Origin of the sequence: Kribbella shirazensis (assembly GCF_011761605.1) — a bacterium.
Lineage (GTDB): Bacteria > Actinomycetota > Actinomycetes > Propionibacteriales > Kribbellaceae > Kribbella > Kribbella shirazensis.
The window spans coordinates 52492-75477 of record NZ_JAASRO010000001.1 but is presented as its reverse complement, the minus strand read 5'-3'; the positions used below and the strand labels follow the sequence as shown (position 1 = coordinate 75477).

Genomic DNA, 22986 nt, shown 5'->3' with positions numbered 1-22986 from the left:
CCGCGTAATGAACGCACTCACGCGAGAATCGGTTGCATCAGCGGTTGGTGACCTCGAAGGCGACGATTGCGGCGGCGACGGCGACGTTCAGGGACTCGACGCCCGCGTGCAGCGGGATCTGCAGGTCCGAGTCGGTGGCGACCGTGATCCCGTTGGTCTCACCGCCGAGCACGTAGACCGCGCGCGGGGCGAGCTCGGCCTTGAACAGCGAGTCCTGCGAACGCGCCGAGAGCCCGTACACGTGGTACCCGGCCGTCCGCAGCAGCTCGACCGCGGCCTTCGCGGTCGACGTGTTGACGATCGGCGCCTGGAAGGCGACACCGGCCGACGCCTTGATGACCAGCGGCCCGACGTGCGGCGTACCGGCCCGCGGCAGGATCACGCCGTCGAACCCGGCACCGGTCGCGGTCCGCAGAATCATTCCGACGTTTCCGGGATTGGTCACGCCGTCGAGCAGGAAAACGTTGGTCGGCCGCTTTCCGCGGCTCCGCACGAACTCCTCCAGCGGGGTCATCCGGGGCGCGTCCACGTCCGCGACCACGCCCTGGTCGTGCTTGCCGTTCCCAGCCAGCCACTTCACCCGGCTGGCGGTCGCCCGCTCGACCGGCGTCCCGTACTTCTCCGCCGCTCGCAGGATCTCCTGCATCGAGTGGCCGGTCGCGTTGTCCGCGAGCACCACCTTCGCCACCGACAGCTTCGGATCGTGCAACGCCTCCAGCACGGGCTTGCGCCCGTACACGGTGATCCACTTGTCCCGCGGTGACTTCTTCGCATCCACCCGCCTACCGTAGCGCCGGGTTCGTTGCCTTCCCATCCAGCCACAGCTGGTTGCTCGGGTCGCGGTGGGTGCCGGTGCTGCCCACGTGCTTGTCGCTGATCCCTGGACCGTTCTTGATCACGTGCACCAGCGCCATCCCGTGACCGCGGCCGAGCTCGTAGTCCGTCTTCAGCCAGTCGAGGATCACCCCGGCCTTGACGTCCTCCGCGCCGTACCCGCGCCGCTTCGCCTCGTCGACCAGCTCACGCGGGGTCTTCCCGGTCTTTTCCTCGATCTTGTCCAAGTACGCCTGGAACGACATGTCGGTTTCCTCCTGTGATCGTCGTACGTACCTGCGTCGAGCGACCGTTCCGGAAATCGACACCGCCGATCAGGAAACTTTCCGGAAGATCTTGAGGATCGTTTCCGCCGAGCGGTCGATGTCGTCGGGGCCGGTGGTCCAGTTGGTGACCGAGATCCGCATCGCGGCCTTTCCGTGCCACGTGGTGCCCGACATCCAGCAGGTGCCCTCGTCCTGGACCTCGGCGACCACGCGGCGGGTGACGGCGTCGTCGTCCCCGAAGCGGACCAGCACCTGGTTCAGCACGACCTCGTTGAGCACCTCGACTCCGTCGGCCCGTAGCGCGTCGGCGAACCGGTTGGCCATGGCGTGACAGCGGTCGACGATCTCCGCGATGCCGGTGCGTCCGAGCGCGCGTACGGCGGCGTACACCGGGATGCCGCGGGCGCGCCGCGAGAATTCCGGGTTGTAGTCGAGCGGGTCGCGTTCGCCGGCCTCGTCCTGGATCAGGTACGCCGCGCGGATCGACATCGCGGCACGATGCGCCTCGGGGTGGGCGCAGAGGACGATGCCGGAGTCATACGGCACGTTGAGCCACTTGTGCGCGTCCGTCGCCCACGAGTCGGCGAGCTCGATCCCGTCGAGCAGCGGACTCAGTTGTTGGCTGACCGACGCCCAGAGCCCGAACGCGCCGTCGACGTGCACCCATGCCTGGTGCTGATGGGCGAGGTCACAGATGGTGCGAACCGGGTCGAACGCGCCGGTGTTCACATTGCCGACCTGCGCACAGACGATCGTCGGAATCACCCCGCCGCCACGCGTCCCGCGCCAGGCGGCGTCGTCGCGGAGCGCCTCCGCGAGTGCGTCGGTGAGCATCCGGCCCTGCTCGTCGACCGCGACCGGCACGATGCAGTTCGTCCCCAGGCCCAGGAACCGCAGCGCCCGATCGATAGTGTCGTGCCGTTCCGCCCCGGCCAGCACGCGGATCGGCGGCGCACCGATCAGCCCGTCGCGCTCGACGTCCCACCCGGCGTTGCGCAGTACCTCGTGGCGCGCGGCGGCGAGCGCGGTGAAGTTCGCCATCTGCGCACCGGTGACGAAGCCGACCGACGTACCGCCTGGCAGCCCGAAGAGCTCGACCAGCCAGCGCGCGGTGACGTCCTCGACCACGGCGGCCGCGGGCGAGGCGGCGTACAGGCCCGCGTTCTGGTCCCAGGTCGACGTCAGCCAGTCGGCAGCGAGCGACGCCGGCGTGGCGCCGCCGAACACGAACCCGAAGAACCGGCCGCTCCCGCTGGGCAGCAGGCCGCCGTCGACACCGTCCGCGAGGTCCGCGATGACCTCGAGCGGGTCCGTCGGGTCGGTCGGCAGCGGGCCGCCGAGTGCGTCATGGAGCTCGCCGGCGGTCGCCCGCGGGCCGACTCGTCGCTCCGGAAGCTCGTTCAGATAGCGCGTCGCCCGCTCGTACGCCGCGGTCAGCGGTCCCTCCCAGTCGATCATCCTTCCTTTGTACGCGCATCGGCGTACAGTGCGCGCATGCAAATGCGGAGCCGGTGGGCCGCGATCGCCGGCTACTCGCTGGTGGGCGCGGCGACCCAGCTCGTCTGGCTGAACTTCGCCGGCGTCACCACTGTTGCCGCCACGCGGTACGGCGTCTCGGAAAGCGCGATCGGATGGCTCGCGCAGGTGTTTCCGCTGCTGTACGTCGTCCTCGCGATCCCGTGCGGGCTGCTGCTGGACCGGTGGTTCCGCGCCGGGCTGATCGCGGGCGCAGTACTGACCGCTGTGGGCGCCGCCGTACGGCTGATCGGAGACGACTTCGGCTGGCTGCTCGCGGGCCAGATCCTCGCGTCGATCGCCCAACCCCTGGTCCTGAACGCCGTCACCGGCATCACCGGCCGCTACCTGGAGGAGAAGGACCGCCCCACCGGCATCGCCATCGGCACCGCCAGCATCTTCGCCGGCATGCTCATCGCCTTCCTGCTCTCCGCCATCTTCCCCACGGCGACCTCGATCCCCACCATGCTCGCAGCCACCGCGATCTTCTGCTCTGTGTCAGCCATCGTCCTGATCACGGCCCTCGCCACCCTCCCGATGAGGCCTGCAGCCGACGGCGTGCGTGCCGACCGCGGCGCACTCGCCGCAGCCTGGGGCGACCCGCTGATCCGCCGCCTCTGCGTGCTCGCGCTCTTCCCGTTCGGTGTTTTCGTTGCCATGAGCACCTTCGCCCAAGCACTCCTCGAACCAGCCGGAGTCAGCGGCGCCACCGCCAGCACGATCCTCCTGACCAACGTCGTCGCCGGCGTCCTGGGCAGCGCCACCATCCCGATCCTCGTCGCCCGCCGCCACGCCGAATCCACCCTCCTGGTCCTCAGCCTGACCACCACCGCCGCAGCCTGCACCCTCCTCGCGCTGGCCCCCGGCGTTGTGACCGCCTTCGTGGCGATCACCCTGATCGGCCTACTCCTCCTCCCGGCGCTCCCGATCGTCCTCGAGCTCGTCGAACGCCGTACCGGTCAAGCCGAAGGCACCGCCGCCGGCCTCATCTGGATGGCCGGCAACCTCGGCGGCCTGATCGTGGCGGTCATCGTCGGCCTACTCGTGGACCACCCGATGGCGGCCTTCCTCGTGATGGCCGTGATCGCGCTCATCGCCGTACCGGGGGCTCGCTCGCTGCGTCGCCCGATCGCCGAACTGCGAGCACAGTCGCTGCCGTAGCGATCAACCCGCCCGCGCCCGCCGTCACGAACGTCGTCCGCGCGTCGGTGTGCTGAAGCAGGAGCCCGCCGAGCACATACGACAGTCCGGCCGCGAGACCGATGGCGCCGTACAGATTGCCGAAGACGCGGCTGCGAAGGTGCACCGGTACGACGCGTTGCAGGTGGGTGTTGACGCCGACGTCGATGGCCGCGATCCCGAGCCCGCGGATCACCTGGAGCGCGAGCGCCGCCCAGATCGCCCACGCCAGGCCGGTGACCAGGTTGCCCATGCTGCTGACCGCGAACCCGAGGAGCATGAGTACCGGCATCGTCAGCCGGCCCGCGTACCGTGCGAGGATCGCGAAGCCTGCGATGAGTCCGATGCCCACCCCGGCGTACAGCGTCGCCGACGCCGAGTCGCTGCCGTGCAACTCGTCCTTCGCGAGGAATACCATCGCGACATCGTCTACCCCGTTGAACGCGACCACCGCGAAGAACCCGATCCCGATCACGCGGACGGGGGCCGCTCTCCAGATGTAGCCGAGCCCGTCCCGCGCGTCCTTGAGCACGCTGTGCCCCGACGGCTTCGACGGCGGGATCCTCGGCAACCGGGTGAGCAGCGCCGCCGAGACGAAGAACGTCGCCGCGTCGATCAGCAGGATCCCGCGGACGTCGGTGACCAGGAACAGTCCCGCCGCGATGAGCGGGCCGATCGCCTCCAGCCCGTTCGTCCCCGCCCCCAGTGCGGAGTTCGCCGCCTCGAGCTCTTCGTCGCGCACCAGCGCCGGCATCGCACTCCGCGACGCCGCGTGAAAGACCTGCGCGGTTACGCTCCGTACCGCCACCATGACCAACAGAACCGGGAGCGGCGGCAGCGTCACCGCCATGACAGCCGTCAACACGCCCTGCACGAGGTCGCAGACCACCATCACCCGCTTGAGATCGAACCGATCGCCCACCACCCCCGCGAACGCCCCGAACAACCCCGGCACAAAGTCCCCCGCCAACAACAGCAGAGCCACAGCCAACGCGGCCCCCGTCGCCGACTGCACGTACAACAGCAGCGCCACCAGCCCGAGCGAGTCCCCCAACACCGAAACAGCCCGAGCCCCCCAAAGCCCCCGAAACGCCCTCGACCCCCGCAGCACCGCCCACACAATCCTCTAGTATGTATCCGCACACCCGCCGGTGTGGCGCAATTGGCAGCGCACCGCTCTTGTAAAGCGGTGGTTAGGGGTTCGAGTCCCCTCACCGGCTCTTTGTGATCTCTCAAGAGATCCCGGACGGACCGGACCCCTGATTGGGGTCCGGTTTTCTGTTTTTGGGTGGTGGGCCTGGGGGTCGGCCGAGGGGCTGGTAGTCGCGGGTGGGGTCGAGGGTGAGCTCGCGGAGGAGTTCTCCGGTGGCGGCGCATCGGCCCTGGATCGCCGGTGGTGCTCCCGGCCGCGACATCTTCGCCGACGTCGTAGAGGTACAACTGGATGAAGTAGCGTCCAGGGTGGTTCGGGTCGCGGACCCACAACTGGAATGTCACCGCGTCGGTCGTGGCAGACGGCTGCAGGTCTTGATCCCCCAGGAACCGGACCCACCGGCTTCAGCCGCTGCTTCATCAACGAAAAACAGAACGGGTCTGCCGGCGGTTTCCTCGCCGGGTTCTACCTACAGCAGCGGATGCTGAGCGGCGACCCGTTCCAGGTAGCGTTCGCCTGATGACCACGCCACAGACGTACCAAATCGAGGTCTCCTACCACCAGTTCCTTCTGGCCCCGTTCGGAGTCGAGAACCCCGTCATCGACCCCAGCGGCCCCGTAGGCCCACTGCTGGCACTCGATCCCCGGGTACCAGGCGCGCTCATCATCCTCACCGGCGGCACCGATGCCCCAGTCAACGTCACCGTCCACATCGAGTGCGAGCCGCTCCCCGACCTTGCCGTCGCCGCGGAAGGGTGGGACGTCGGGGAACAGGCCGCGATTCCGATCGAAGGCGACATGTATCTCGTGCCATTGATGGGAGGCGGACCGACACCGCTGATCTACACACCCACCACGCCGGGCCTGCACCTGATCCGCGTCCTTGCCCGAGGCCGCCGCACGCACCACGACGGCATCACAGACGGCCCGAACGAGGACTACGACATCACCATCACCCCCATCACCACCGACCCAGGCAGACAATCCGCAGCCGGTGACGGCCTCTACCTCAACTGACACGACTTAATCGACAAGATCGTGACGCCGGCGCTGAGGCGCCGGCGTCACGTCCGGCTCCCTGGTGGCGCGACAAGGGCAGCCAAATCCGATCGATGCGACAGCCAAGTCGATCCGACCCTGCACGCAGCTCGTCAGGTCGGACCTTGGGTTTCGGCATCACCGGAACGGTGTCTATGTCCTCGACACCAACTCCCGCGCCTTCGAGGACCGGCTCGGTGAGCTTCGCGAAGAGTTCGGGGTCGACAGATAGGCCGTCGCGTCCGTCGACGTTTCGGCGCAGCCTTCCTTCCTCGTCGAAGTAGTTGCTCCTGGCATCCGTTCCTGCCAGACGCCCAACCCAGTTAGTTCAGTGGTTCCACCCGAACGCGACGCGACGCTGGGCCGGACGGTCGGCACGATCACTGCGAACCTCTGCTTGGGGTCAGACGCCGGCTCTGCCAATTGGCGCGCCGCGGACTAAGAGTCTGAGCGAGCACGCGGACGAACCGCCCCCAGCAGTTCCCGATTTCGAACGATCCCCCCGACCTCCGGCGGCACCAGCGCGACGTCGACGGGCCGGGCCAAGTCAGCTCTGGCCCTCGGTCCTTCGGACGCCGGAGTTGGTGGTGGGGACCCGGGGCCTCGGCGCGGCAACACCTGCTCCAAGCGGCTAGTCAGCCGCCCGCGTTATCCACTGCCTCCAGGCCGACCATCTCGGCGCTCATCCGCCATAGCCTTGCTGCCGTGGCCTGGTCGTAGCTGCGTTGGGCTGAACGTCTCGGCTGGCTGTTGGTGAAGTAGCGGCCGGTGACGCCGTCGAGTCCAGGAGCGGACGCGACGTGGATCGACGTTGCAGCTCCCTGCGCCGGGGTCTTCATGAAGGGTCGTAGGAACGGCACCAGCAGCCGCTGTGTTCTACCGGGGTCTTCTGCTCCGAACGCCGTGCTCACGACACCGGGATGCACGGCATTGGCGGCGACGGCCTGCGCCGGCAGTCTCCGGGCCACCTCGTAGCTGAACAGGATGTTGGCGAGCTTGGACTGGTTGTAGGCGCGTGCACCGGAGTAGGAGCGTTCCCCCTGGAGGTCGTCGAAGTCGATACGGCCCTGGCCGTGTGCGTGGGAGGAGACGGTGACCACGCGGGCGTGACCGCTCTGCTCGAGCCGCGGGAGGAGAAGGCTGGTGAGCAGGAACGGCGCGAGATGGTTGATAGCAAGGGTTCGCTCGAGTCCGTCGGTGGTGACGTGGCGGGTGTTCCAGTATCCGCCGACGTTGTTGACCAGGACGTCGATGCGGGGAAGTTGGTCGAGTGCCTCGGCGGCGAGCCGGCGTACCTCGGACTGCGTGGACAGGTCCGCGATGAAGACGTGGACCGTTGCGCCGGTGTCGGAGCGGATTTCCGCAGCCGTCTGCTCCGCGTGGGCGGCGTCTCTGCCGGTGATCGCGACGTTCGCGCCTATCCTGGCCAGACCCAGTGCGGTGGCCCTGCCTATCCCTCCTGTGCCGCCGGTGACCAGCACCGTCCTACCGCTCATCTGTGCCATTGGCCGGCCCTTGCTCATTGGCCGGACTGAGCTGGTGATCGGTCGTACGCCGCCGGCGTGAATCCCTTGATCAGGAGCCAGAACGCCAACGTCACCTCGAAGATGCCGCCAGGAATGAGCAGCACCAGGCTGATGGAAGCCCCGAAGATCTCGGCAGCGGCGCCGGCCGTGTGCACCGCGTAGCCGACCAGGCCCCAGCCCGCTAGCCACTTGGGAAGCAGGCCAGTACGGAACAGCAGCGCACACAGGAACATGGCTCCGAACCCGAGCGAGAGTTGGCCGATCTGGTAGGCCATCTCGTTCGCATCGACCGCGAGCGATCCAAGCGCCTGGGCAGCGTCGCGTCCGAGTTGATCGGCCTGGTCCGCGAGCGGGAGGATCATGAGCAGCGCGAGCACCCCGACGGTCATCAGGGCCATCTCGAAGATCATCGTGGCAAGGTAGGCCACTGCGGTGCGTTTGCCGTTGCGTTCCAGGACCGGGAAGATCAGAACGGCCTTGCCGATGTCGACCGCAGTGGTTGCGATCATCAGAAACGCCCCGAGGGCCAGGGTCGTCTGCCGGGCGCTGACGCCGGCGAGGAAGTCGGGGCCGTCGACGACGGAGTTCACCAGGATCGAGCCGGTCCCATAGATGACGAATCCGGCCAGGAACAGGGCTCCGATCAGCCGGGACGTCCACATCCGTGAACCGGTCCGGGGATCTCTGGCTTCGGTGGGTAGGACGCCGCGGCCGCGGTCGCCCGAGATCGGAGGTAGTGCGGTCGTAGTCATGTCTCGTGCCTCTGTCTCTGTGGAGATCGGGCCTGCAGATGTGAGCGTCGCCGACGCCCGGTTGTCGATCCTCAGATGGTGATGACGGCCTTGCCGCGGACCTGCCCGGACGCGAGCTGTCGCATCGCGTCGGGCACTTGATCCAGCGGGTAGGTCCGGTCGATGCTCGGCGTCACCTGGCCGGCCTCAATGAGCTCGGTGAGCTGCTCGAGGTCGCCGGCCCGCTCCTTGGCGACGAACCAGGCCAGCCGCTGGCCCACGAACAGCGAGAGCACCAGCGCCCGCAGCGACCGGTTCATCCCGCCGGTCAGGTTGCCGCCGTCCTCGCCGCCGACCAACACGGCCGTCCCCGTGGGCGTCAGCGCGCGGCGCAGACGGGACAGCTTCGGGTTTCCCGCGATGTCGAGGATCAGGTCGTAGTGGTCTGTGCCGTCGGCGTAGTCGTCGCGGGTGTAGTCGAGGACTCGGTCAGCGCCGAGAGATCGCACCAGGTCCAGCTTGGCTGTGCTGGCCACGCCGGTGACGTCTGCCCCGAAGGCCTTGGCCAGTTGTATGGCGTAGCTGCCGACGCCGCCGGACGCGCCGATGATCAGCACCCGTTGACCCGCCGCGATCCGGCCATGGTCTGTCAGGGCCTGGAGTGCGGTGCCGGCCGAGATCGGAACCACGGCGGCCTGCTCGAACGAGAGGCTCGCCGGCTTGCTGGCCAGCTTGCCCTCGACGGCCACGGCGTACTCCGCGAACGACCCGCGGCCGATGCCGTACACCTCGTCGCCGACGGCGAACCTGGTCACTGCGGACCCGACGGTCTCGACCGTTCCGGCGAGATCACGCCCGGGTACCCGGGCCTTCGGTCGGCGGAAGCCGAGACCCGCGATCCGCATCAGGTACGGCTTGCCCGCCATCAGGTGCCAGGTGCCACGATCCAGGCCCGCCGCATGCACCCGGACCAAGACCTCGTCGTCGGCGACTTCAGGACGGGCGATGCGCTGGTGGCGCAGCACGCTGGCGTCGCCGTACGCATCCTGAACGATTGCCGGCATGTGGGCGGTGACCGGGCCCAGTTGCTCAGAGACCATGACCATCTGCTTCCAGCGAGATGCGGCGACCGCGGGCAACGAGCCAGAGCGCCAGGAGGAACTCACCGACGAAGGTGACCGTGGCGACGCTGCCTGGCGGACTCGCGAGGACTGTCGAGGCGAGGCTGTCGAACACGTAGCCAGCACCGGCGATGACGAGCAGGACGCCCAGCAGCTTCGGGACATAGCCCGAGCGATAGGCCAGGTAGCCGACGAGCGTCAGATGGATCCCGAAGAGGATCAGCCCGGCCATCCAGAGGTCGTCGAACGCATCGATCTTGAGGAGGGTCTGGCCCTGGATCTGCTCGGCGGTGAACAAGCTCGAGTACTGGTCGGAGGCCACCAGGTCGGGGATGCCCGCGAGCTGGCCGATGGCCAGCATGAAGACTCCCGCGTAGGCGAGCCGGAACCAGGCCGCGAGCCGCGCGAGCCCGCTGCTCACCGGACGGAGGAACCGGAAGAGCGCCCATGCGACCACCACGTCGAGTACCACCACCGCGTACAGGCTCGCGGTCCCCCAGCGGAACAGGCCGTCGGATGCCGCGATGTCCTCGACCGTGCTGGCTGTGTCGCCAGGCGTCATCAGCCCTTCGCCGACGTAGAAGATCCCGAAGCCCGAAAGGACCGCCATGGCCAGGATCCCGACCCCCGCGACGAGGCCGGCCTGCCGTAACGCGGTGATCTCACGGGCCCCCGCGAGGCTGGGACCTGGTGGTGCCTGGTGTCGCGCCTCTGTGCCTGTCATGGCTGCCCCCCGGCATCTAGTTCGTACTTAGTACGGGACGGTACAGTACAAAGTACGAAAGCACTACGCTTCGACTGGCCGGTCGAACCTGATCGCCACGAACTGGGAGTGGGATGCCTGAACGCTTGGACGGCAGCCGCGAGGAGCGTCCCCGGCTCAGCCGGGAACGCGTGCTGCGGGGCGCCGTTGCCGTGGCCGACGCAGGCGGCATCGATTCCTTGACGATTCGCTCACTTGCTCAGAGCCTGGGCGCGAAGCCGATGTCGGTGTACTACTACGTCGCCAACAAGGACGAGATCCTCGACGGCATCATCGACCTGGTCTTCAGCGAGATCGAACTGCCCACACCCGGCGGTGACTGGCGTGCGGAGATCCGCCGGCGGGCTCATTCGGCCCGCCGGGTGCTGCGTGCCCACCCCTGGGCTATCGGGCTGATGGAGTCGCGCACGAGTCCAGGCCCGGCGACTCTGCGGCACCACGACATGGTCATCGCCACCCTCCGGGCCGCTGGCTTCTCTCACGTATTGACCGCGCATGCCTACGCCCTGCTCGACAGCTACACCTACGGCTTCGTGCTCCAGGAGGTCGGCCTGCCCTTCGATGGCTCAGACACCGTCGCCGATGTCGCGGAGCCGATCATGGAGAGATTCTCCACCGGCGACTACCCCCACCTCGTGGAGATGGCGACCGACTACTACCTGCGGCCCGGTTACGACTTCGGCGCCGAGTTCGAATGGGGACTGAACCTGCTCCTCGACGCGCTCATGGCGCGGGCAACGTAAGGATGGCGGCTAGTGCCGCGCGTCGGCTTGGGCGCAACCTTTGAGAGCAGGGCTCCATCGATCAAGTATGAAGCCAAAGGGAATGACAGCGACTCCACTTGTGATCAAGCGTGCGGCGACGGCGATGGGCGGGCTGGCACTGCTGGCGACAGCTCTTGCCACCGGCCCGCCCGCCCAGGCGTCGACGACCGGCCAGGCCACCCCGGCGCGAACGACGGCGAAGGCGGTCGTCTGTGGCATCAACGTGGGAGCGGTAACGGCCGCCGGCGATCACGTGACCGAGACCTACGCCGCGACTAGGCCGCCGACTCAGACGGCTTACCAAATGGGGCCGCGCGCCTTCTACCCGCCGGGCCAGGCGCGCCTCAGCAGCACCTTCCTGACTTTCGGAGATGCCCTGGAAACGCAGGTGGTCGGCTACCTGACGCTCGGGGATTCCATGTACTCGAGCAGTTACTTCAAGACGCCGGCCGGCGAGGTCGACACCAGCCTGCCCGTGACTCTGAAGAGAATCGGTGGCGGCTGGAGCACCTACACCGCCTTCGAGGTCTCCCACTACGCCAACTGGTCCTCGCATCGCACGACCGCCTACGGGCTGCGCAACGACGGGATGCTGTCCCGGTGGTCAGTGGACGACAGCGGCGTCTGGCGCAACCGGGTGACGTACTCCGGCCTGAAGGGTGTGAAGTCGATCGCCCTGATCAGCAAGACGGCGACCTACGACACGTTCCTGGCGAACACTGCCGCCGGCGTGCTCCAGACCATCCGTATCCCGACCACCGCGCCGCTCAAGCCAGTGGTCAAGACTGTGCGCGGAAGGAGCTGGCAAGGTTTCGAGACCCTCGTTGCCACCAAGTGCGGAACCAGCGGCACGCTCCTGCTCGGTATCGACAAGGACCACCAGACCGGATACCTGTACGCCGTCGGCCACGCCTCTGGCACGTCCACACTGATTCAGAGCATCGGGCTCGTGCAGTCGTTCAGGTTCCACTCCCCGGTCTATTTCCGGTGGGGCGCGCCGCCGCTCGACGACCCCCTGAACGGCGAGTGATCCGGGTGCTGACAGCCGCCGCCGTACTCCCGGACGGGTGATCGTCCCCAAGTACAGGAGCTCCCCGCGTGCTCGATGTCGCGTACCGATGTCGTGCCAGTCGTTAGCTGTCGGCTTCTCCGGCGCGGGCGGCGGTTGTGGCGATGCCGTCGAGCACTCGGCGAAGTCCCCACAGGTACTGGTCGGTGGAGATGTAGCCGGCGAGCTCGGCGGCCGCTGCGGCGGTATGCGGGTAGCGCTCGGCGGGTGTGGCCGCGAAGGCGCGGAGTCGCGTGTCGATCCGTTCCCTCTCTGGTGGCAGTGGCCCGGGCTGGTGCAGGTCGGCTACCTCGAGCGCGATCGAGCCGAACACGTAGACGATCAGCAGATACGCGGCGCGCGCGGCGTCCGCCGGATCGACGCCGGCGTCGGCGAGGACTTCGAGGAGCCGTTCGTTCAGGGCGAGAGCGTTGGGCCCGTCCATGGGGCCGCCGATCATCAGCGGGACAACGCCGGGATGTGCAGAGAGTCGTGTCCTGAGGTCCAGGGCGAGGGACTCCACGCGTTGCCGCCAGGGTTGGCCGCGGTCGACGAAGATGCCGTGGTCGACCTCGCCGAGCAGGCGCTCGACCAGCGCCTTGACTACCGCGGCCTTGTCCGGGAAGTAGGTGTACACCCCGTTCGGGGCGACGCCCACCTTCGCCGCGATGCCCCGTACCGAGGCGGCGTCGGATCCACCCTCGTCGAGCAGGGTCAGGGCGGCGTCGAGGATCTGGTCCTCGGTCAGTGTCCGGCGCGGTCCGCGGCGGCGATTCCCGGCTGGTTCTGGCATCGAGTTGACTCCTGCTCTTGACCTTACTCTGTACGGCGTACATTATTTGTACGACGTACAGAGTTTAGCTTTCGCTGGGCTCTCATCACAACCCGGTTGGCATCGCCGACCGTCAGGAGTTGAGCATCATGTCCCGATCCGGATCATCACAGCCGGTCTTTCTCCGTGCCTGGTTGGTGTGGACCGCGGGGTTCGTCGCCTTCCCCGTCGCGGGCCTGGCCGGCACTGCGGCGGGCGGCCGAGTCGACGGGCCGATTGCCGCGCTGCTCGGAGGTATGGTCGCCGGGCTGCTCCTCGGTGCCGGGCAGACGCTGGTCTCCCGTCGCCGCCTCGATGCGCGCCGATGGATCCCGGCCACCGGCATCGGCATGGGCCTCGGACTGCTCCTCGGAGCCTCTGCCGTCGGGTACGGCACATCACTGGGTGAACTCGCTGTGATGGGTGCCCTCACCGGCACGGTCCTCGGTGTGGCACAGGCATTGGCGCTGCCAAGCCAGATCCACCTGCGTTGGGCCTGGGCCGCCGCAATGCCCGTCCTGTGGGCCCTCGGGTGGACTGTCACCACGGTCGGCGGAATCGGCGTCGACAACCAGTTCACAATCTTCGGCGCGTACGGCGCTCTGACCTTCTCAGCACTGTCCGGAATCCTGCTCCACTACCTCCTGCCCTACCGCGCCACCACCGGCACAACGCCGGCGGTCGCACCCGATGTGGCCAAGGCATGATCAATCGTCAGCTGGTCGGTCTCGCGCCGTTCGAGGTCCGGCACTGCGGCGACACCAGTCGGCTCGGCAACAGGTCCGGGTACGCCGTAGCGCCTGCTGGGCACCGATGAGCGCCGTCACCGTGGCGGGTGTCCTGCTGATCGCACTCCCGGTGGCGTTCAACGTTGCCTTCGGCGCACTGGCTGCCACCTTCGACTATCCCGATATCCTGCGCCGTCCGACCCACGAGGTTCTCGCCCGGTTCCGCGAAGGCGGCACCAAGCTGTTGCTGTGGTGGTGGATATTCGCCCTGACCGCCGCCGCGTTGGCTCCTCTTGCTGTTCTGGTTGCGCTCGCCCTCGCTGATGCCGGCGATGCCCTACGCGTTGTTGGCGGCGTCGTCGGCGCGCTCGCTGCACTGGTGCAGATCCTTGGGCTCATCCGCTGGCCATTCCTCGTGCCGTATCTCGCCCGTGTCGACGCCGACCCCGAGTCCAGCCCCACCCGACGTGAGGCAGTCGACGTCGTCTTCCAGAGCTTCAACCGCTACCTGGGGGTCGCGGTCGGCGAGCACCTCGGCTACCTGCTCACGGGCGCCTGGACCGTACTGGTCGGAATCGCGTTCATCCAGACTGCCCTCGCCCCGAGCTGGCTCGGGATTCCCGCCATCGTCATCGGCGCCGTCCTCGTCCTGTGTTCGCTGGAGTTCGTCGGTCCTGCCGAGCGCCACGGCTGGAAGCTCGCGGCCACCCTCACGCCGATTACCTACATCGCCTGGTCGCTGTGGCTCATCGCCGCCGGCATCACGCTCCTCGTCTGACGCCTTGAACCCACGTTCACCGAGCCGGACCCCGCCATCGATGCGCTGGGCAACGCCGCCGAACCGACCCGTCCAGGCGCACCGTTGCGTCGGCTCTGGTTCCAGCGGTGCGGTTCTGGCGCCGATGGCACTTTGCCGAGCAGTGGCAGCCCAGGCGACGAGGAGTTTGAAGCCGTCGGCGGTGGTCCTGCCAACGGCTGAGGTCACGGCCTCTGGCCCGAACGCGCTGAGGTACCAGCCCTGGCGCCGGCGGACCCAGGCGGGCATGATGTGGTCGCAGAGCGTGTGACCCCAGACCCGTGTCGTAGCTCGCCGAAGACACGGGCGCGCTGGGGAGGCTGCTGTGGTTGATGCGGGACTCGCACGGGAGTATCGGGCTCGGTTGGCCGAGTTGCTCGGTGAGCCGCTGATGGTCGACGATCCGCTGATCACCACCGCACAGGCGGCGGTGTTGTTTGGTGTTCCGCCGCTACGGGTCGCCGGACTGATCCGCGCGGGACACCTGCCTGCGCGATCGCGCTCGCACCGGCGGCTGCTGCTGTCCGATGTCATCCAGTCGGGCCTGGATCGGTGGATGTCGGTGACCGAGGCTGGCGTCGTACTGGGCGTCGGTGACACCGGGGTACGGCGAATGATCACTGCAGGGCTGCTCACAGCCCACGGCAAGACACTGCCGTTGCGCCGCGACGACGTCGATGTCCTGGCGCGCCTGCGGATGGGGTGGCTGACGTTGTCGGCCGCCGCGACCAAGCTTGGGGTTGACGTCATCGAGGTCCACCAGATGCTGCGCAACGGCGCTCTGACCCACACCTGCGATGTCGCGCGGCCGGTGTACGGGTACGAACTCTCCCGCCTCCTCGCCGGCAGATCCGGGAGACTCGTACCAGCTGCCGCAGCGGAGTGACGTTGGCCGGGCCAACAAGGAGGCGAGATGGGAAAGCTGGTAGCGACCACGCAGGCCACCGTCGACGGCGTCATCGATCCGGTTGGCGAATGGGTGCAACCGGACGGAGACCACGGCGTGTACTCGTTCGAGCGTTAGGCGAGATCGAGAGGGCTGGTGCTGGGACGCAAGACCTACGAAGGGCTGGCCGGTTACTGGCCGAGTCAGTCAGGCAAGTGGGCCGACATGGTCAACGCGCTGCCGAAGTACGTCGGGTCCACCACGCTATCCGGCGACCTCGACTGGAACGCGACACTGCTCGAGGGAAAACTGGAGGATTCCATTCCGAGACTCAAGGACGGGGTTGACGGTGATCTGTTCATGCACGGGAGTGGTGAGTTCGCGTATGCCCTCGCCGTGCGGGGCCTGATCGACGAGTTCGAGGTCTACCTGAACCCGCTCGTGTGGGGCGCCGGCAAGGTCCACGTGCTCGGCGACCGGGGGACGGTGTACCTGAAGCTTGACGGCGTGAGGCAGTTCGACTCCGGCGTGGTGCTCCTGACCTACCTCCCACAGTCGTAACCGCTGGGCCTCGGGGCCAGCGGTTACGCAGGACGCCGGGCAGCCGGACGTGTCACCGTCCGGCAATGGAGGGAGCCCGGCGAGACCGGCTTCCGCCCGCTGCGTCTGTTGGCGCTGTGCGCAGCGGGCGGAGGTCCAGTCCACGGCCGCTCGTCTCCTCAGTGGCGGTGATCAGAGCAGGCCTGCATCGTGGATGCGGTTGGCGATCTGGACGCGGTTGGTGGCTTGGAGTTTGATCATGATCCGGGAGACGTGTGCGCTGACGGTGGCCATGCTGAGGTAGGGCGCGCACGAGGGCATCGTCGTCGATGATGACGACCCGGACGGGGCTGGCTGACTCGTTCATCGCGGCCACGGCAGCCAGGCGCGGACGACGAAGTGCCCGTTGAGGCTCAGGTGTTCGAGGCGGCCGCCGATCAGCTCGGCGCGTTCGGTCAGTCCGAGCAGTCCGAGGCCGGAGCCGAGCGTCGGGCTACGCGTACGGAAAGGTACCACCAGGCCGGGCGGGTTGAGCCCATCATGCCTGCCTGGCCGCGTCGTAAGGATGCAATCAGAGGGGATGTCTGCCAGCGCGGACATCCCTCTGACACGCACTGCAATCACAACCCGTCCGGCCATACTCGCCAGGTCGACCGCAAGCCGTGGCGGATCAGCGCTGACTGCAGGTGTCCGCCGTACTGGGCGTCGACGAGTTCGCGAGGCAGGTCGCGGAGCTCCCGGGTGCCTCCTGCGTAAGGGCGGTGTGGATGCTCGAACAAGGGCGCGCGGCGTCGTACTCGTTGCATGCGACGTGCAGCCGGGAGATCGTGCGGTTCTCGTCCGGCGTCAACCAGGAAAGCCTGGTCACGTCCTCGTATGTGCCGCATCCCACGTTCAGTTGATCGCTGTACGACACGTAGCCCTCCCACGGATTCGTGGTCGCGGCCTGCAGGATCAGGCCGCCTCCGACGACCAGCGCGACGGTGGCCGGCGTGAGGACGAGTGCGGGCCCTGCTGGGTGTCTCGCCACTAGCTGACGCAGTGTGCTTCCTAGCGTCGTCCCGTCCGTCGGCCGACCGTCGCCGGGCGGCGGCCATGTTGGAGTGTTTGGTTGCTCCATCGTTTCCCCGTATCTCAGGGGGCCGCACAGCCTCGGCTCCACTGCCCACCTGCAGTGGCTCCGTCCACAGCGCGCTACGCAGTCGAGCAGTGGAGCCGGTGATGCGGGCGATCAGAAGGTCGCCTCGGCCGTCATCCGGTCGTAGGTCTTGTCGGAGGTGTACTGCACCTTCCCGGCGACCGAGAACATACTGGTCCTGCCGCCAGACGTGCGAGATGAGCAGATAGTTCAGCTATGCGATCGGCCGGCGCCAGGGAACTTCCCGTGTGACCTTCGGCCATTTCACGTGCTGATTGACAGATCCTCGATGAAAGGTGGGGCTGACGCGCGGGTGGCTGCGGTCGTGGTTGTAGCTGGTCGCCGTGCGTGCTGGTTCGGGTACCTAAAGCTACCGGCGGAATTATGTCAACTTCGGGTTCCATGAGTGCATCTAACAGGTGTCTCAAAAGGGGGGACAAATTGTGAAGTTGATTCACGCCATCCGTAAGCCGATTCATCGACCGATCCGCACCGCATTTGCCATCTTGGCCGTCGCTGCAGTCCCGGCGGGCGCGGTCGCTGTGCCGGCGCTTGCTGGCCCATCCACCACTGCTGCCCCGGCTGTTGCGACCGGCACGTACTCCACCAGGTGGGGTTCATTGCCTGAGGCAGGTAAGTACCGTGGCTCAGGCGTACTGACGAACGTCCGCACGGGTCGGCACGCCTGCTTCGATCGCATCGTGTTCGATGTGAAGGGCAAGCCTTCCTGGTTCCGCGTGCACTACGTCAAGGACGTCTCCACCGACGGACAAGGCGAGATCATCCCGCTGCGTGGAGGCGCCAAGTTGGAGATCATCCTGTCGGTGCCGTCGTACGACGACGCGGGCCGCAGTACCTACAACCCGGCGAACCACGACGAACTGACCAACGTGCGCGGCTACCGGACGTTCCGGCAGGTCGTGGACGCGGGGAGTTTCGAAGGTCAGACCACGATCGGGCTGGGCGTCCGCGCCCGTCTTCCGTTCCGCGTCTTCACCCTCACGGGCCAAGGCGGCACCAGTCGCATCGTGGTGGACGTCGCCCATCGCTGGTAAACGTTTGATTCTGGACCTGCTGCGTCGGCCGCAGGCCCAGAATCATACCGCCTCGCGGGAAGTATGACCGAAATTATCGGCAGAACCTGTAACTTTCTGCGGTTCGGGGGCATCTGATAAATGTCTTAGGGGGCATCGTGAAATCTTTTCACACCAGCAGTTCTGTTAATATTCACCTGCCAATTCGCGCCACGTGCTCGCGGTCAGCGCGGCCGCCGTATCGGTGGGAGCGGTCACTGTCCCGGCGCTCGTCAGCGCCGCAACTGAACCGGTCCTGTCGTGTCCGGCAGTTTGTCGATGCAGCATCCGGTTCGGGGAACGGAATGGCAATGAAGCGGCATCCGTTCGTTGGCGGATTGCTGACCGCGACCTTGGCGACGGGTCTGCTCCTGGTGGGGAGTGCACCAGCGTCTGCGCAGAAGGCGGAGTCCGCTTCGGCCCAGCTTGTCGCCGACGGCACAGACCTCCGTGGCCGCGGAAATTCGGTCCGGCCGCCGGTGCTGGTCAGGCCGCGAGTGAGGTGTCACGATTCGGGCGCCGTTGTCGTCGTCAAGCTGCGCAATCCCAGCAGGGTGATCCTGTTCTTCGAGGTCAGGCTGTCCGGGGGTTCGGTGGCCGAGGCTCTGCCTGTGATGTTGGCTGCCCGTGGTGTCGAGACCGTCGAGTTTCACGGCATTCCCAACGGCAGGTACCGGGTCGACGTCATGAACGACCGTGGGGACTTCGTCACCGATACCCGGGTCCGTGTGCGGTGCAATGCGGTACCCGCCAGGCCATCCGCCGCGGTACGTGCGGGCGCACGATGAGTCATGAAGACCATCGCTGTACTGCCTGAGGGTTACACCGTCCGTCGGGCGGAGCCGTCCGATGCCGAGGCGCTGCTCGACATGCTCGCGGGCTACAACAAGGCGGTGGTCGGGTTCGCCGACACCACGTACCGGGCCGACGAGTTGTTGCGCGGCCAGTTGTCCGACCACGACTTCAGCACCGGTACGACGTACCACCGGATGCGGATCGACCACCCAGAACCGGTTGCCGCCCCGGATGCACCCGCCGGCGTCCGGGTACGCCGCGGCGCCTTCGACGAGACCGCCCGCCGGGCCGCACACCAGGCCACCAACGAATGTTTCCGCGGCCAGTTCGGCTGGGCCGAAACCCCACGCGACGAGTGGATCGAGGCGCACGAGGATCTGCCCATCTTCGAGTGGTCCCAGCTCACGCTGCTCGAGGTCGACGGCCGGGTGGTCGCGGTGCGCGAGTGCGCCGACGCGTACGTCGAGGCCGAGAACTGCGGTCACATCGGCATGCTCGGCGTCGTCGAGGAGTTCCGGGCCCGAGGACTGGCGAAGTTCCTGCTGCGCGACGCGTTCGCCCTGGACGCGGCCGCGGGACGAGCGGGCACGATCCTGCTCGTCGACACGAACAACCCGACACCGGCCCTCGGCCTGTACCTGTCGGTCGGCATGAACGCCACTCTGGTCTTCGACGGCTGGCGCCGCGTCGTCCAAGTCACCTAGCCTTGGCCCGCATATCCGGACCGGTCAAGCGCCGCCCCGCGACATCACCGGTGGCGTTCGTGCCGATGGCGCCGACGGATCGCTGCTGCAGGGCGCGTCTACCGCGGGCTCGCTTGTCACGTGCAAGGTGGTGGAGCTACAGCGCAACGCATCCGCGAACTGCGCCGCGGCTGCGGGCGATCCGACATGGTCGATGATCAGGTGCTCGCCGAGCCAAGCGCTGACCCCGGTGAAGTTGTTCGACCTCCATCACCGGCCTCGTCCCGCTTCCGACGACGGTCTAAGTCGAGTGAGGTGCTGCTCGACTCGACCAGTGGTGGTCGACGTCTCGTTCGGGTCGTCGCAGATGTGATCAACAGCCAGAGTGGGCCTGCGCTGTTCAACGGCGTTCGATTTGCCGTCGGTGTCGACGCGGTCGGTATTGGGGCCGACGCTGAAGTTCAGAGCGATGAAGACGTCTTTGCTGTCCCCGCAGTCGAGGAAGTTCGACATCGAGCGGATGGGGTCGGCTGCAGAATGTCGTGGCCGGGGCCGCCCACAATCAGATCGCCGAGTGACTGGCTGCCGCCGACCAGTACGTCGTCGCCGGCGTCGCCGACTTCCCGTAGAGGTCGTAGCGGTCGCCGACGATCTAGTCGAAGCCGGCCCGGACGCTGGCCTTGCCTCCGTAGTCGCCGTCGATGTCCTCGAGTACGTCCTTACCGGGCCCCGCCAACCGCTAGGCGTGTGTCGGCGTGTCGGCGGATCGTTATCGAGAGTGCACGTGGGATGTGCCGCATCATGCCCAACTGAAGGCGAGGTCACGACGCAGATGGCTGGGGCAATCTTCTGCGGAATGTCGCCGATACGAGTACCGCAGCGCCATTGCCTCCACCTGTTCAATGACGAGCTTGATCGCAGCCGGATGCATGATCCTTCGACACAGTTTCGGACCGCCTCGCGTGCACGAGCCGGTCTGTGCCGGACCGGACTCCGGTCGCGCAGGCCCAAACAAACCACTGTGGCGAGCGCAGGGAGGCTTGCCAGAACCTGGTCAGTCCGATGGGAGTTCGTCGAGCTCCTGTGCCTCGGCAATGAGCGCAAGCAGCTGGTCGGCGATCGGCTCCGCGACGGCAACGGTGCCCTTGGAGTGGAATTTGTGTTGGGACCCGTCGAGGTCAAGCACCTGCAATCCTGCCTCCCTGGCGATCAGGACGCCTGCGCTGGTATCCCACGGCTTGTTGCTGAACATGATCGAGGCATCGAGCTGTCCGTGCGCCGTCCAGGCGAGGTCAGTCGCGGCTGTTCCCAGCATCCGAACCCTCTGCACCCGGGCGGCCAACAACGCTGTGAGAGCAAGGCGAGGCGCGTTCTTCGCTGGCGCGCGGTCGCCGACGGCGTAGTCGCCGATGGCGATCATCGCATCGTCGAGGCGATCACAGCGACTGCCGCGGATCGGCCTCCCGTTGCAGGTCGCACCTCCGCGTAGTCGTCCCGCATAACGCCTCCGCAGGAACGGCATGTCGATGATGCCGAGAAGCGATGAATCGCCGCCTACCAGTCCGAGCGAAACCGCCACGAGAGGCAAGCCACGGACGAAATTGGCGGTACCGTCGATGGGATCCAGGACCCACAGCAGTTCGTCCCTGCGTCCAACTGAGCGTCCCTCTTCCTCTCCGAGAAATCCGATGTCAGGCGTCTCCTCGGCGAGGAATGCGCGGAGCTCCTTCTCGACCGCGTAGTCGACTTCGGATGCCATGTCCCGATCGCCTTTGGGCGTAATGAGTCCCGGTGCCTGAGAGAAGGCTCGCTGGCCAGCGATATCCACGGCTTGGCTGGCGACGGAAAGCAGTTCATCCAGGTCTTTCACAGCGCAGTACCCCGCTCCCAGAACGAGCTGAAGATGCGCCAGTAGACCGAGTACAAATCGGAGGCGCCACCGGCCGCCGGTTGCATCACGAACGTGGGCGAGTCCAGGCCGCGTAGCGCAGGCAGGTAGGTCTGCATTACGCACATACGACCATCGATGAACATCAGATTGAAACGAAGTGTCTCGTCATACATCCGAAGTTCGAGATTGCCTGCTTCATCAGCCAGCTCATCACGAATCCTGCACATGAGGTTGAGATTTCCCCTCGACCAGGCGGACAAGTGCCCATCCTCATGGCCCTCTTCGCGATTCCTACGCTTCACCGACTCGCCGTCCGGATCCAGGAACAGAAGACGAAGATGAGCGCGGCGGACGAGTTCACGCAGCTTCACGTCGGCATAGGACTGACAAAGCAGGTTGAGAGACAGGCCAACGGCAGACAGCTCGACAGCGTTGTCGAACAGCTTGGCCGGTGGCATCTCGTGCGCGAACTCGGTCCGGCTCGGATAGACAGCTGTGACACCAGCGAGGGGACCAAGCCCAGTTGGTTCGCTGGCGGACCGCTGCTCGACGGCCGGATGGCCGTCATCTGACCATGGCCGGAACAGCACCTCCGCTGTCCAGCCCGGGAACATGTTCTCCAAGATTCGGCAGTGTCCTGGGTGCGGCAAGCCGCTCAGCGACCCCGAGAGCCAGCGATAAAAGGTCGCCTTGCTTGGATGGGCTCCGACCAGTTCGCGATCGACCGACCGAGCGACCTTGTCGTACTCGCGACAAAAGGCTCGATGCTCCTGCAGATGCCGCTGCCGCAGCAGGACCTTCAGTGCGGTCTCAGTTGCCATGCATCCCTCAGTCTCGGTCAAGTCTCGCGACCCTATCAGCCTGATGAGACACAGACGAGACTCGATGGGTCACGCATGGTGCAGATGAGATATACGCGGAGATAGATCGAGACAGCAAGTTGGCCATGCTTCGTACATGACCACCGATGACGGGTTGCGCGGGTGATTCACGGCAGCGAGAGATGGACGCCGATCGTCGCCTACTTCCGGACCGAACTGGTGCCTGACGATGACGAGCTGCTGGCGGTCGGAAGAGCGTTGGCACGGTTCGCGGGCGAGAACGGCTTCATCTTGACGGAGCTGTTCGCCGAGGACTCGACGACCGAGTTGTCCGCCTTCGCCGAGTTCGTCCGAGCAGCAAGCGGCCCCGAGATCACCTCTGTGCTCCTGCCCAGTTTGCTTCACATCGCAGGCAGCTTCTCGTACAGGGACTTCAGATCGATCTTCGAGGCAGCGACCGGCGCGCGCGTGATGTTGCTGGACTCCCAGGCACGCGACACCAGCTCCTTCGCAGGCACAGTCACCCGATGACCGGCAGGGCTGACGTGCTGGTCCTGCACCCGCGTCAGTCCTGCCTTCCACGCTCCCGGATCCGTCGAGAAGAAGTGAGGAGCCCTGCATGTCGCAGATCGAGCAATTGAAGGTTCAGCTGCACCAGATAGCCGGTGAGGCGAAACAGGCGGCCGGCGGTATGGCTGCCTTCAAAGTGAAGTTCTCTCAACACGTTGACCAGGTCGATTCTCTGATCAGAGGTACGGCCACCGGCGCAGATCGGAACATCGCCGAAATCCTGGGGGCGGCCGGCGCCGCGGTCGAGAACGCCGCCGCCGCTCTCGAGATGGCGGCCGCGGCTGCCCGGCAGTACGCCGACCAGGTCTGAGACCAG

At 66.7% G+C, this 22986-nt stretch carries 28 protein-coding genes and 1 tRNA gene; 14 read left to right on the top strand and 15 right to left on the bottom strand.

Going from position 1 to position 22986, the window contains the following annotated elements; genetic code table 11:
• Positions 1-37: 37 nt before the first annotated feature.
• From BJY22_RS00330 to BJY22_RS00320, 3 genes are all read right to left on the bottom strand, one after another.
• Positions 38-778: a TrmH family RNA methyltransferase gene (locus BJY22_RS00330; protein ID WP_337757897.1), complete on the bottom strand. Its 741-nt coding sequence runs from the start codon at positions 776-778 to the stop codon at positions 38-40.
• A gap of 4 nt (positions 779-782) precedes the next feature.
• Positions 783-1079 (bottom strand): DUF4287 domain-containing protein, encoded by a 297-nt coding sequence (locus BJY22_RS00325; RefSeq protein ID WP_167203179.1) that lies wholly within the window; start codon positions 1077-1079, stop codon positions 783-785.
• Between the two features lie 69 nt (positions 1080-1148).
• Positions 1149-2558 carry a pyridoxal phosphate-dependent decarboxylase family protein gene (locus tag BJY22_RS00320; RefSeq protein WP_167203178.1) on the bottom strand — a complete coding sequence of 470 codons (1410 nt, stop codon included), beginning with the start codon at positions 2556-2558 and terminating at the stop codon, positions 1149-1151.
• Positions 2559-2594: 36 nt separating this feature from the next.
• Between BJY22_RS00320 and BJY22_RS00315 the strand changes: the two genes are divergently transcribed.
• A complete protein-coding gene (locus BJY22_RS00315) occupies positions 2595-3776 on the top strand; it encodes an MFS transporter (RefSeq protein ID WP_167203177.1) in 1182 nt (393 codons plus the stop codon).
• Here BJY22_RS00315 and BJY22_RS00310 read toward each other — a convergent pair.
• Positions 3706-4905, bottom strand: a complete 1200-nt coding sequence (locus BJY22_RS00310; protein WP_337757891.1) for an MFS transporter — start codon at positions 4903-4905, stop codon at positions 3706-3708. The two genes, BJY22_RS00315 and BJY22_RS00310, sit on opposite strands and share 71 nt — an antisense overlap.
• Positions 4906-4941: 36 nt before the next feature.
• On the opposite strand from BJY22_RS00310, the gene BJY22_RS00305 reads away from it, so the two are divergent.
• Both BJY22_RS00305 and BJY22_RS00300 read left to right on the top strand, forming a co-directional pair.
• Positions 4942-5014, top strand: a tRNA-Thr gene (locus tag BJY22_RS00305).
• 452 nt (positions 5015-5466) lie between these two features.
• Positions 5467-5964: a hypothetical protein gene (locus BJY22_RS00300; RefSeq protein ID WP_167203176.1), complete on the top strand. Its 498-nt coding sequence runs from the start codon at positions 5467-5469 to the stop codon at positions 5962-5964.
• 656 nt (positions 5965-6620) lie between these two features.
• Here BJY22_RS00300 and BJY22_RS00295 read toward each other — a convergent pair.
• The 4 genes from BJY22_RS00295 to BJY22_RS00280 all read right to left on the bottom strand — a co-directional run bounded on the left by BJY22_RS00295 (position 6621) and on the right by BJY22_RS00280 (position 10087).
• On the bottom strand, positions 6621-7508 hold the full coding sequence (locus BJY22_RS00295; protein ID WP_202890935.1) for an SDR family oxidoreductase: 888 nt from the start codon (positions 7506-7508) through the stop codon (positions 6621-6623).
• The gene (locus tag BJY22_RS00290; protein ID WP_167203175.1) at positions 7505-8263 is read right to left on the bottom strand and encodes a DUF4386 domain-containing protein; all 759 of its coding nucleotides are present in this window, start codon (positions 8261-8263) and stop codon (positions 7505-7507) included. The genes BJY22_RS00295 and BJY22_RS00290 overlap by 4 nt, the downstream gene beginning before the upstream one ends.
• Positions 8264-8334: 71 nt before the next feature.
• Entirely contained in the window at positions 8335-9342 is a 1008-nt protein-coding gene (locus BJY22_RS00285; protein ID WP_238350255.1) for an NAD(P)-dependent alcohol dehydrogenase, read from the bottom strand.
• On the bottom strand, positions 9332-10087 hold the full coding sequence (locus BJY22_RS00280; RefSeq protein WP_167203174.1) for a DUF4386 domain-containing protein: 756 nt from the start codon (positions 10085-10087) through the stop codon (positions 9332-9334). The genes BJY22_RS00285 and BJY22_RS00280 overlap by 11 nt, the downstream gene beginning before the upstream one ends.
• Positions 10088-10200: 113 nt before the next feature.
• Here BJY22_RS00280 and BJY22_RS00275 point away from each other — a divergent pair, with 113 nt between their 5' ends.
• Together BJY22_RS00275 and BJY22_RS00270 are read left to right on the top strand one after the other, a co-directional pair.
• Positions 10201-10869, top strand: a complete 669-nt coding sequence (locus BJY22_RS00275; protein ID WP_167203173.1) for a TetR/AcrR family transcriptional regulator — start codon at positions 10201-10203, stop codon at positions 10867-10869.
• Between the two features lie 100 nt (positions 10870-10969).
• A complete protein-coding gene (locus BJY22_RS00270) occupies positions 10970-11920 on the top strand; it encodes a hypothetical protein (RefSeq protein WP_167203172.1) in 951 nt (316 codons plus the stop codon).
• A 103-nt stretch (positions 11921-12023) separates the two neighbouring features.
• Here the strand turns inward: BJY22_RS00270 and BJY22_RS00265 are convergent, their stop codons facing one another.
• Positions 12024-12731 carry a TetR/AcrR family transcriptional regulator gene (locus tag BJY22_RS00265; RefSeq protein ID WP_167203171.1) on the bottom strand — a complete coding sequence of 236 codons (708 nt, stop codon included), beginning with the start codon at positions 12729-12731 and terminating at the stop codon, positions 12024-12026.
• 128 nt (positions 12732-12859) lie between these two features.
• Here BJY22_RS00265 and BJY22_RS00260 point away from each other — a divergent pair, with 128 nt between their 5' ends.
• The 4 genes from BJY22_RS00260 (at position 12860) to BJY22_RS00245 (ending at position 15720) form a co-directional block, all read left to right on the top strand.
• Positions 12860-13456: a hypothetical protein gene (locus BJY22_RS00260; protein ID WP_167203170.1), complete on the top strand. Its 597-nt coding sequence runs from the start codon at positions 12860-12862 to the stop codon at positions 13454-13456.
• A gap of 106 nt (positions 13457-13562) precedes the next feature.
• Positions 13563-14255: a DUF4386 domain-containing protein gene (locus tag BJY22_RS00255; RefSeq protein ID WP_167203169.1), complete on the top strand. Its 693-nt coding sequence runs from the start codon at positions 13563-13565 to the stop codon at positions 14253-14255.
• Positions 14256-14598: 343 nt separating this feature from the next.
• Entirely contained in the window at positions 14599-15159 is a 561-nt protein-coding gene (locus BJY22_RS00250) for a MerR family transcriptional regulator (RefSeq protein WP_167203168.1), read from the top strand.
• Between the two features lie 156 nt (positions 15160-15315).
• Positions 15316-15720 (top strand): dihydrofolate reductase family protein, encoded by a 405-nt coding sequence (locus BJY22_RS00245; protein ID WP_167203167.1) that lies wholly within the window; start codon positions 15316-15318, stop codon positions 15718-15720.
• A 171-nt stretch (positions 15721-15891) separates the two neighbouring features.
• On the opposite strand, the gene BJY22_RS00240 is transcribed toward BJY22_RS00245, so the two are convergent.
• From BJY22_RS00240 to BJY22_RS00230, 3 genes are all read right to left on the bottom strand, one after another.
• Positions 15892-15993: a LuxR C-terminal-related transcriptional regulator gene (locus BJY22_RS00240; RefSeq protein WP_238350254.1), complete on the bottom strand. Its 102-nt coding sequence runs from the start codon at positions 15991-15993 to the stop codon at positions 15892-15894.
• Positions 15994-16062: 69 nt separating this feature from the next.
• Complete coding sequence (locus BJY22_RS00235; RefSeq protein WP_202890934.1) at positions 16063-16215, bottom strand: hypothetical protein; 153 nt, start codon at positions 16213-16215, stop codon at positions 16063-16065.
• A 154-nt stretch (positions 16216-16369) separates the two neighbouring features.
• Positions 16370-16729, bottom strand: a complete 360-nt coding sequence (locus BJY22_RS00230; protein WP_167203165.1) for a hypothetical protein — start codon at positions 16727-16729, stop codon at positions 16370-16372.
• 527 nt (positions 16730-17256) lie between these two features.
• On the opposite strand from BJY22_RS00230, the gene BJY22_RS43230 reads away from it, so the two are divergent.
• The 3 genes from BJY22_RS43230 to BJY22_RS00215 all read left to right on the top strand — a co-directional run bounded on the left by BJY22_RS43230 (position 17257) and on the right by BJY22_RS00215 (position 19409).
• The gene (locus BJY22_RS43230) at positions 17257-17892 is read left to right on the top strand and encodes an AMIN-like domain-containing (lipo)protein (protein WP_420371410.1); all 636 of its coding nucleotides are present in this window, start codon (positions 17257-17259) and stop codon (positions 17890-17892) included.
• A 329-nt stretch (positions 17893-18221) separates the two neighbouring features.
• Positions 18222-18698, top strand: coding sequence for a hypothetical protein (locus BJY22_RS00220; RefSeq protein WP_167203164.1), 477 nt, complete (start codon positions 18222-18224; stop codon positions 18696-18698).
• A 3-nt stretch (positions 18699-18701) separates the two neighbouring features.
• Complete coding sequence (locus BJY22_RS00215; protein WP_167203163.1) at positions 18702-19409, top strand: GNAT family N-acetyltransferase; 708 nt, start codon at positions 18702-18704, stop codon at positions 19407-19409.
• A 249-nt stretch (positions 19410-19658) separates the two neighbouring features.
• On the opposite strand, the gene BJY22_RS00210 is transcribed toward BJY22_RS00215, so the two are convergent.
• The 3 genes from BJY22_RS00210 to BJY22_RS00200 form a co-directional block, all read right to left on the bottom strand.
• Complete coding sequence (locus BJY22_RS00210) at positions 19659-19901, bottom strand: hypothetical protein (RefSeq protein WP_167203162.1); 243 nt, start codon at positions 19899-19901, stop codon at positions 19659-19661.
• Positions 19902-20442: 541 nt separating this feature from the next.
• A complete protein-coding gene (locus BJY22_RS00205; protein WP_167203161.1) occupies positions 20443-21258 on the bottom strand; it encodes an inositol monophosphatase family protein in 816 nt (271 codons plus the stop codon).
• On the bottom strand, positions 21255-22100 hold the full coding sequence (locus BJY22_RS00200) for a DUF5919 domain-containing protein (RefSeq protein ID WP_167203160.1): 846 nt from the start codon (positions 22098-22100) through the stop codon (positions 21255-21257). The genes BJY22_RS00205 and BJY22_RS00200 overlap by 4 nt, the downstream gene beginning before the upstream one ends.
• Positions 22101-22262: 162 nt before the next feature.
• Between BJY22_RS00200 and BJY22_RS00195 the strand changes: the two genes are divergently transcribed.
• A complete protein-coding gene (locus BJY22_RS00195) occupies positions 22263-22631 on the top strand; it encodes a hypothetical protein (protein WP_167203159.1) in 369 nt (122 codons plus the stop codon).
• 88 nt (positions 22632-22719) lie between these two features.
• On the top strand, positions 22720-22980 hold the full coding sequence (locus tag BJY22_RS00190) for a hypothetical protein (RefSeq protein ID WP_167203158.1): 261 nt from the start codon (positions 22720-22722) through the stop codon (positions 22978-22980).
• Positions 22981-22986 lie beyond the last annotated feature (6 nt).

What these genes read in the sequence shown, in the direction of transcription:
- BJY22_RS00325 (WP_167203179.1), bottom strand. Translation starts at nt 1,079, where the DNA reads ATGTCGTTCCAGGCGTACTTGGACAAGATCGAGGAAAAGACCGGGAAG.
- BJY22_RS00320 (WP_167203178.1), bottom strand. Translation starts at nt 2,558, where the DNA reads ATGATCGACTGGGAGGGACCGCTGACCGCGGCGTACGAGCGGGCGACG.
- BJY22_RS00315 (WP_167203177.1), top strand. Translation starts at nt 2,595, where the DNA reads ATGCAAATGCGGAGCCGGTGGGCCGCGATCGCCGGCTACTCGCTGGTG.
- BJY22_RS00300 (WP_167203176.1), top strand. Translation starts at nt 5,467, where the DNA reads ATGACCACGCCACAGACGTACCAAATCGAGGTCTCCTACCACCAGTTC.
- BJY22_RS00295 (WP_202890935.1), bottom strand. Translation starts at nt 7,508, where the DNA reads ATGAGCAAGGGCCGGCCAATGGCACAGATGAGCGGTAGGACGGTGCTG.
- BJY22_RS00290 (WP_167203175.1), bottom strand. Translation starts at nt 8,263, where the DNA reads ATGACTACGACCGCACTACCTCCGATCTCGGGCGACCGCGGCCGCGGC.
- BJY22_RS00285 (WP_238350255.1), bottom strand. Translation starts at nt 9,342, where the DNA reads ATGGTCTCTGAGCAACTGGGCCCGGTCACCGCCCACATGCCGGCAATC.
- BJY22_RS00280 (WP_167203174.1), bottom strand. Translation starts at nt 10,087, where the DNA reads ATGACAGGCACAGAGGCGCGACACCAGGCACCACCAGGTCCCAGCCTC.
- BJY22_RS00275 (WP_167203173.1), top strand. Translation starts at nt 10,201, where the DNA reads ATGCCTGAACGCTTGGACGGCAGCCGCGAGGAGCGTCCCCGGCTCAGC.
- BJY22_RS00265 (WP_167203171.1), bottom strand. Translation starts at nt 12,731, where the DNA reads ATGCCAGAACCAGCCGGGAATCGCCGCCGCGGACCGCGCCGGACACTG.
- BJY22_RS00260 (WP_167203170.1), top strand. Translation starts at nt 12,860, where the DNA reads ATGTCCCGATCCGGATCATCACAGCCGGTCTTTCTCCGTGCCTGGTTG.
- BJY22_RS00255 (WP_167203169.1), top strand. Translation starts at nt 13,563, where the DNA reads ATGAGCGCCGTCACCGTGGCGGGTGTCCTGCTGATCGCACTCCCGGTG.
- BJY22_RS00240 (WP_238350254.1), bottom strand. Translation starts at nt 15,993, where the DNA reads ATGGCCACCGTCAGCGCACACGTCTCCCGGATCATGATCAAACTCCAA.
- BJY22_RS00220 (WP_167203164.1), top strand. Translation starts at nt 18,222, where the DNA reads ATGAAGCGGCATCCGTTCGTTGGCGGATTGCTGACCGCGACCTTGGCG.
- BJY22_RS00215 (WP_167203163.1), top strand. Translation starts at nt 18,702, where the DNA reads ATGAAGACCATCGCTGTACTGCCTGAGGGTTACACCGTCCGTCGGGCG.
- BJY22_RS00210 (WP_167203162.1), bottom strand. Translation starts at nt 19,901, where the DNA reads ATGTCGAACTTCCTCGACTGCGGGGACAGCAAAGACGTCTTCATCGCT.
- BJY22_RS00200 (WP_167203160.1), bottom strand. Translation starts at nt 22,100, where the DNA reads ATGGCAACTGAGACCGCACTGAAGGTCCTGCTGCGGCAGCGGCATCTG.
- BJY22_RS00190 (WP_167203158.1), top strand. Translation starts at nt 22,720, where the DNA reads ATGTCGCAGATCGAGCAATTGAAGGTTCAGCTGCACCAGATAGCCGGT.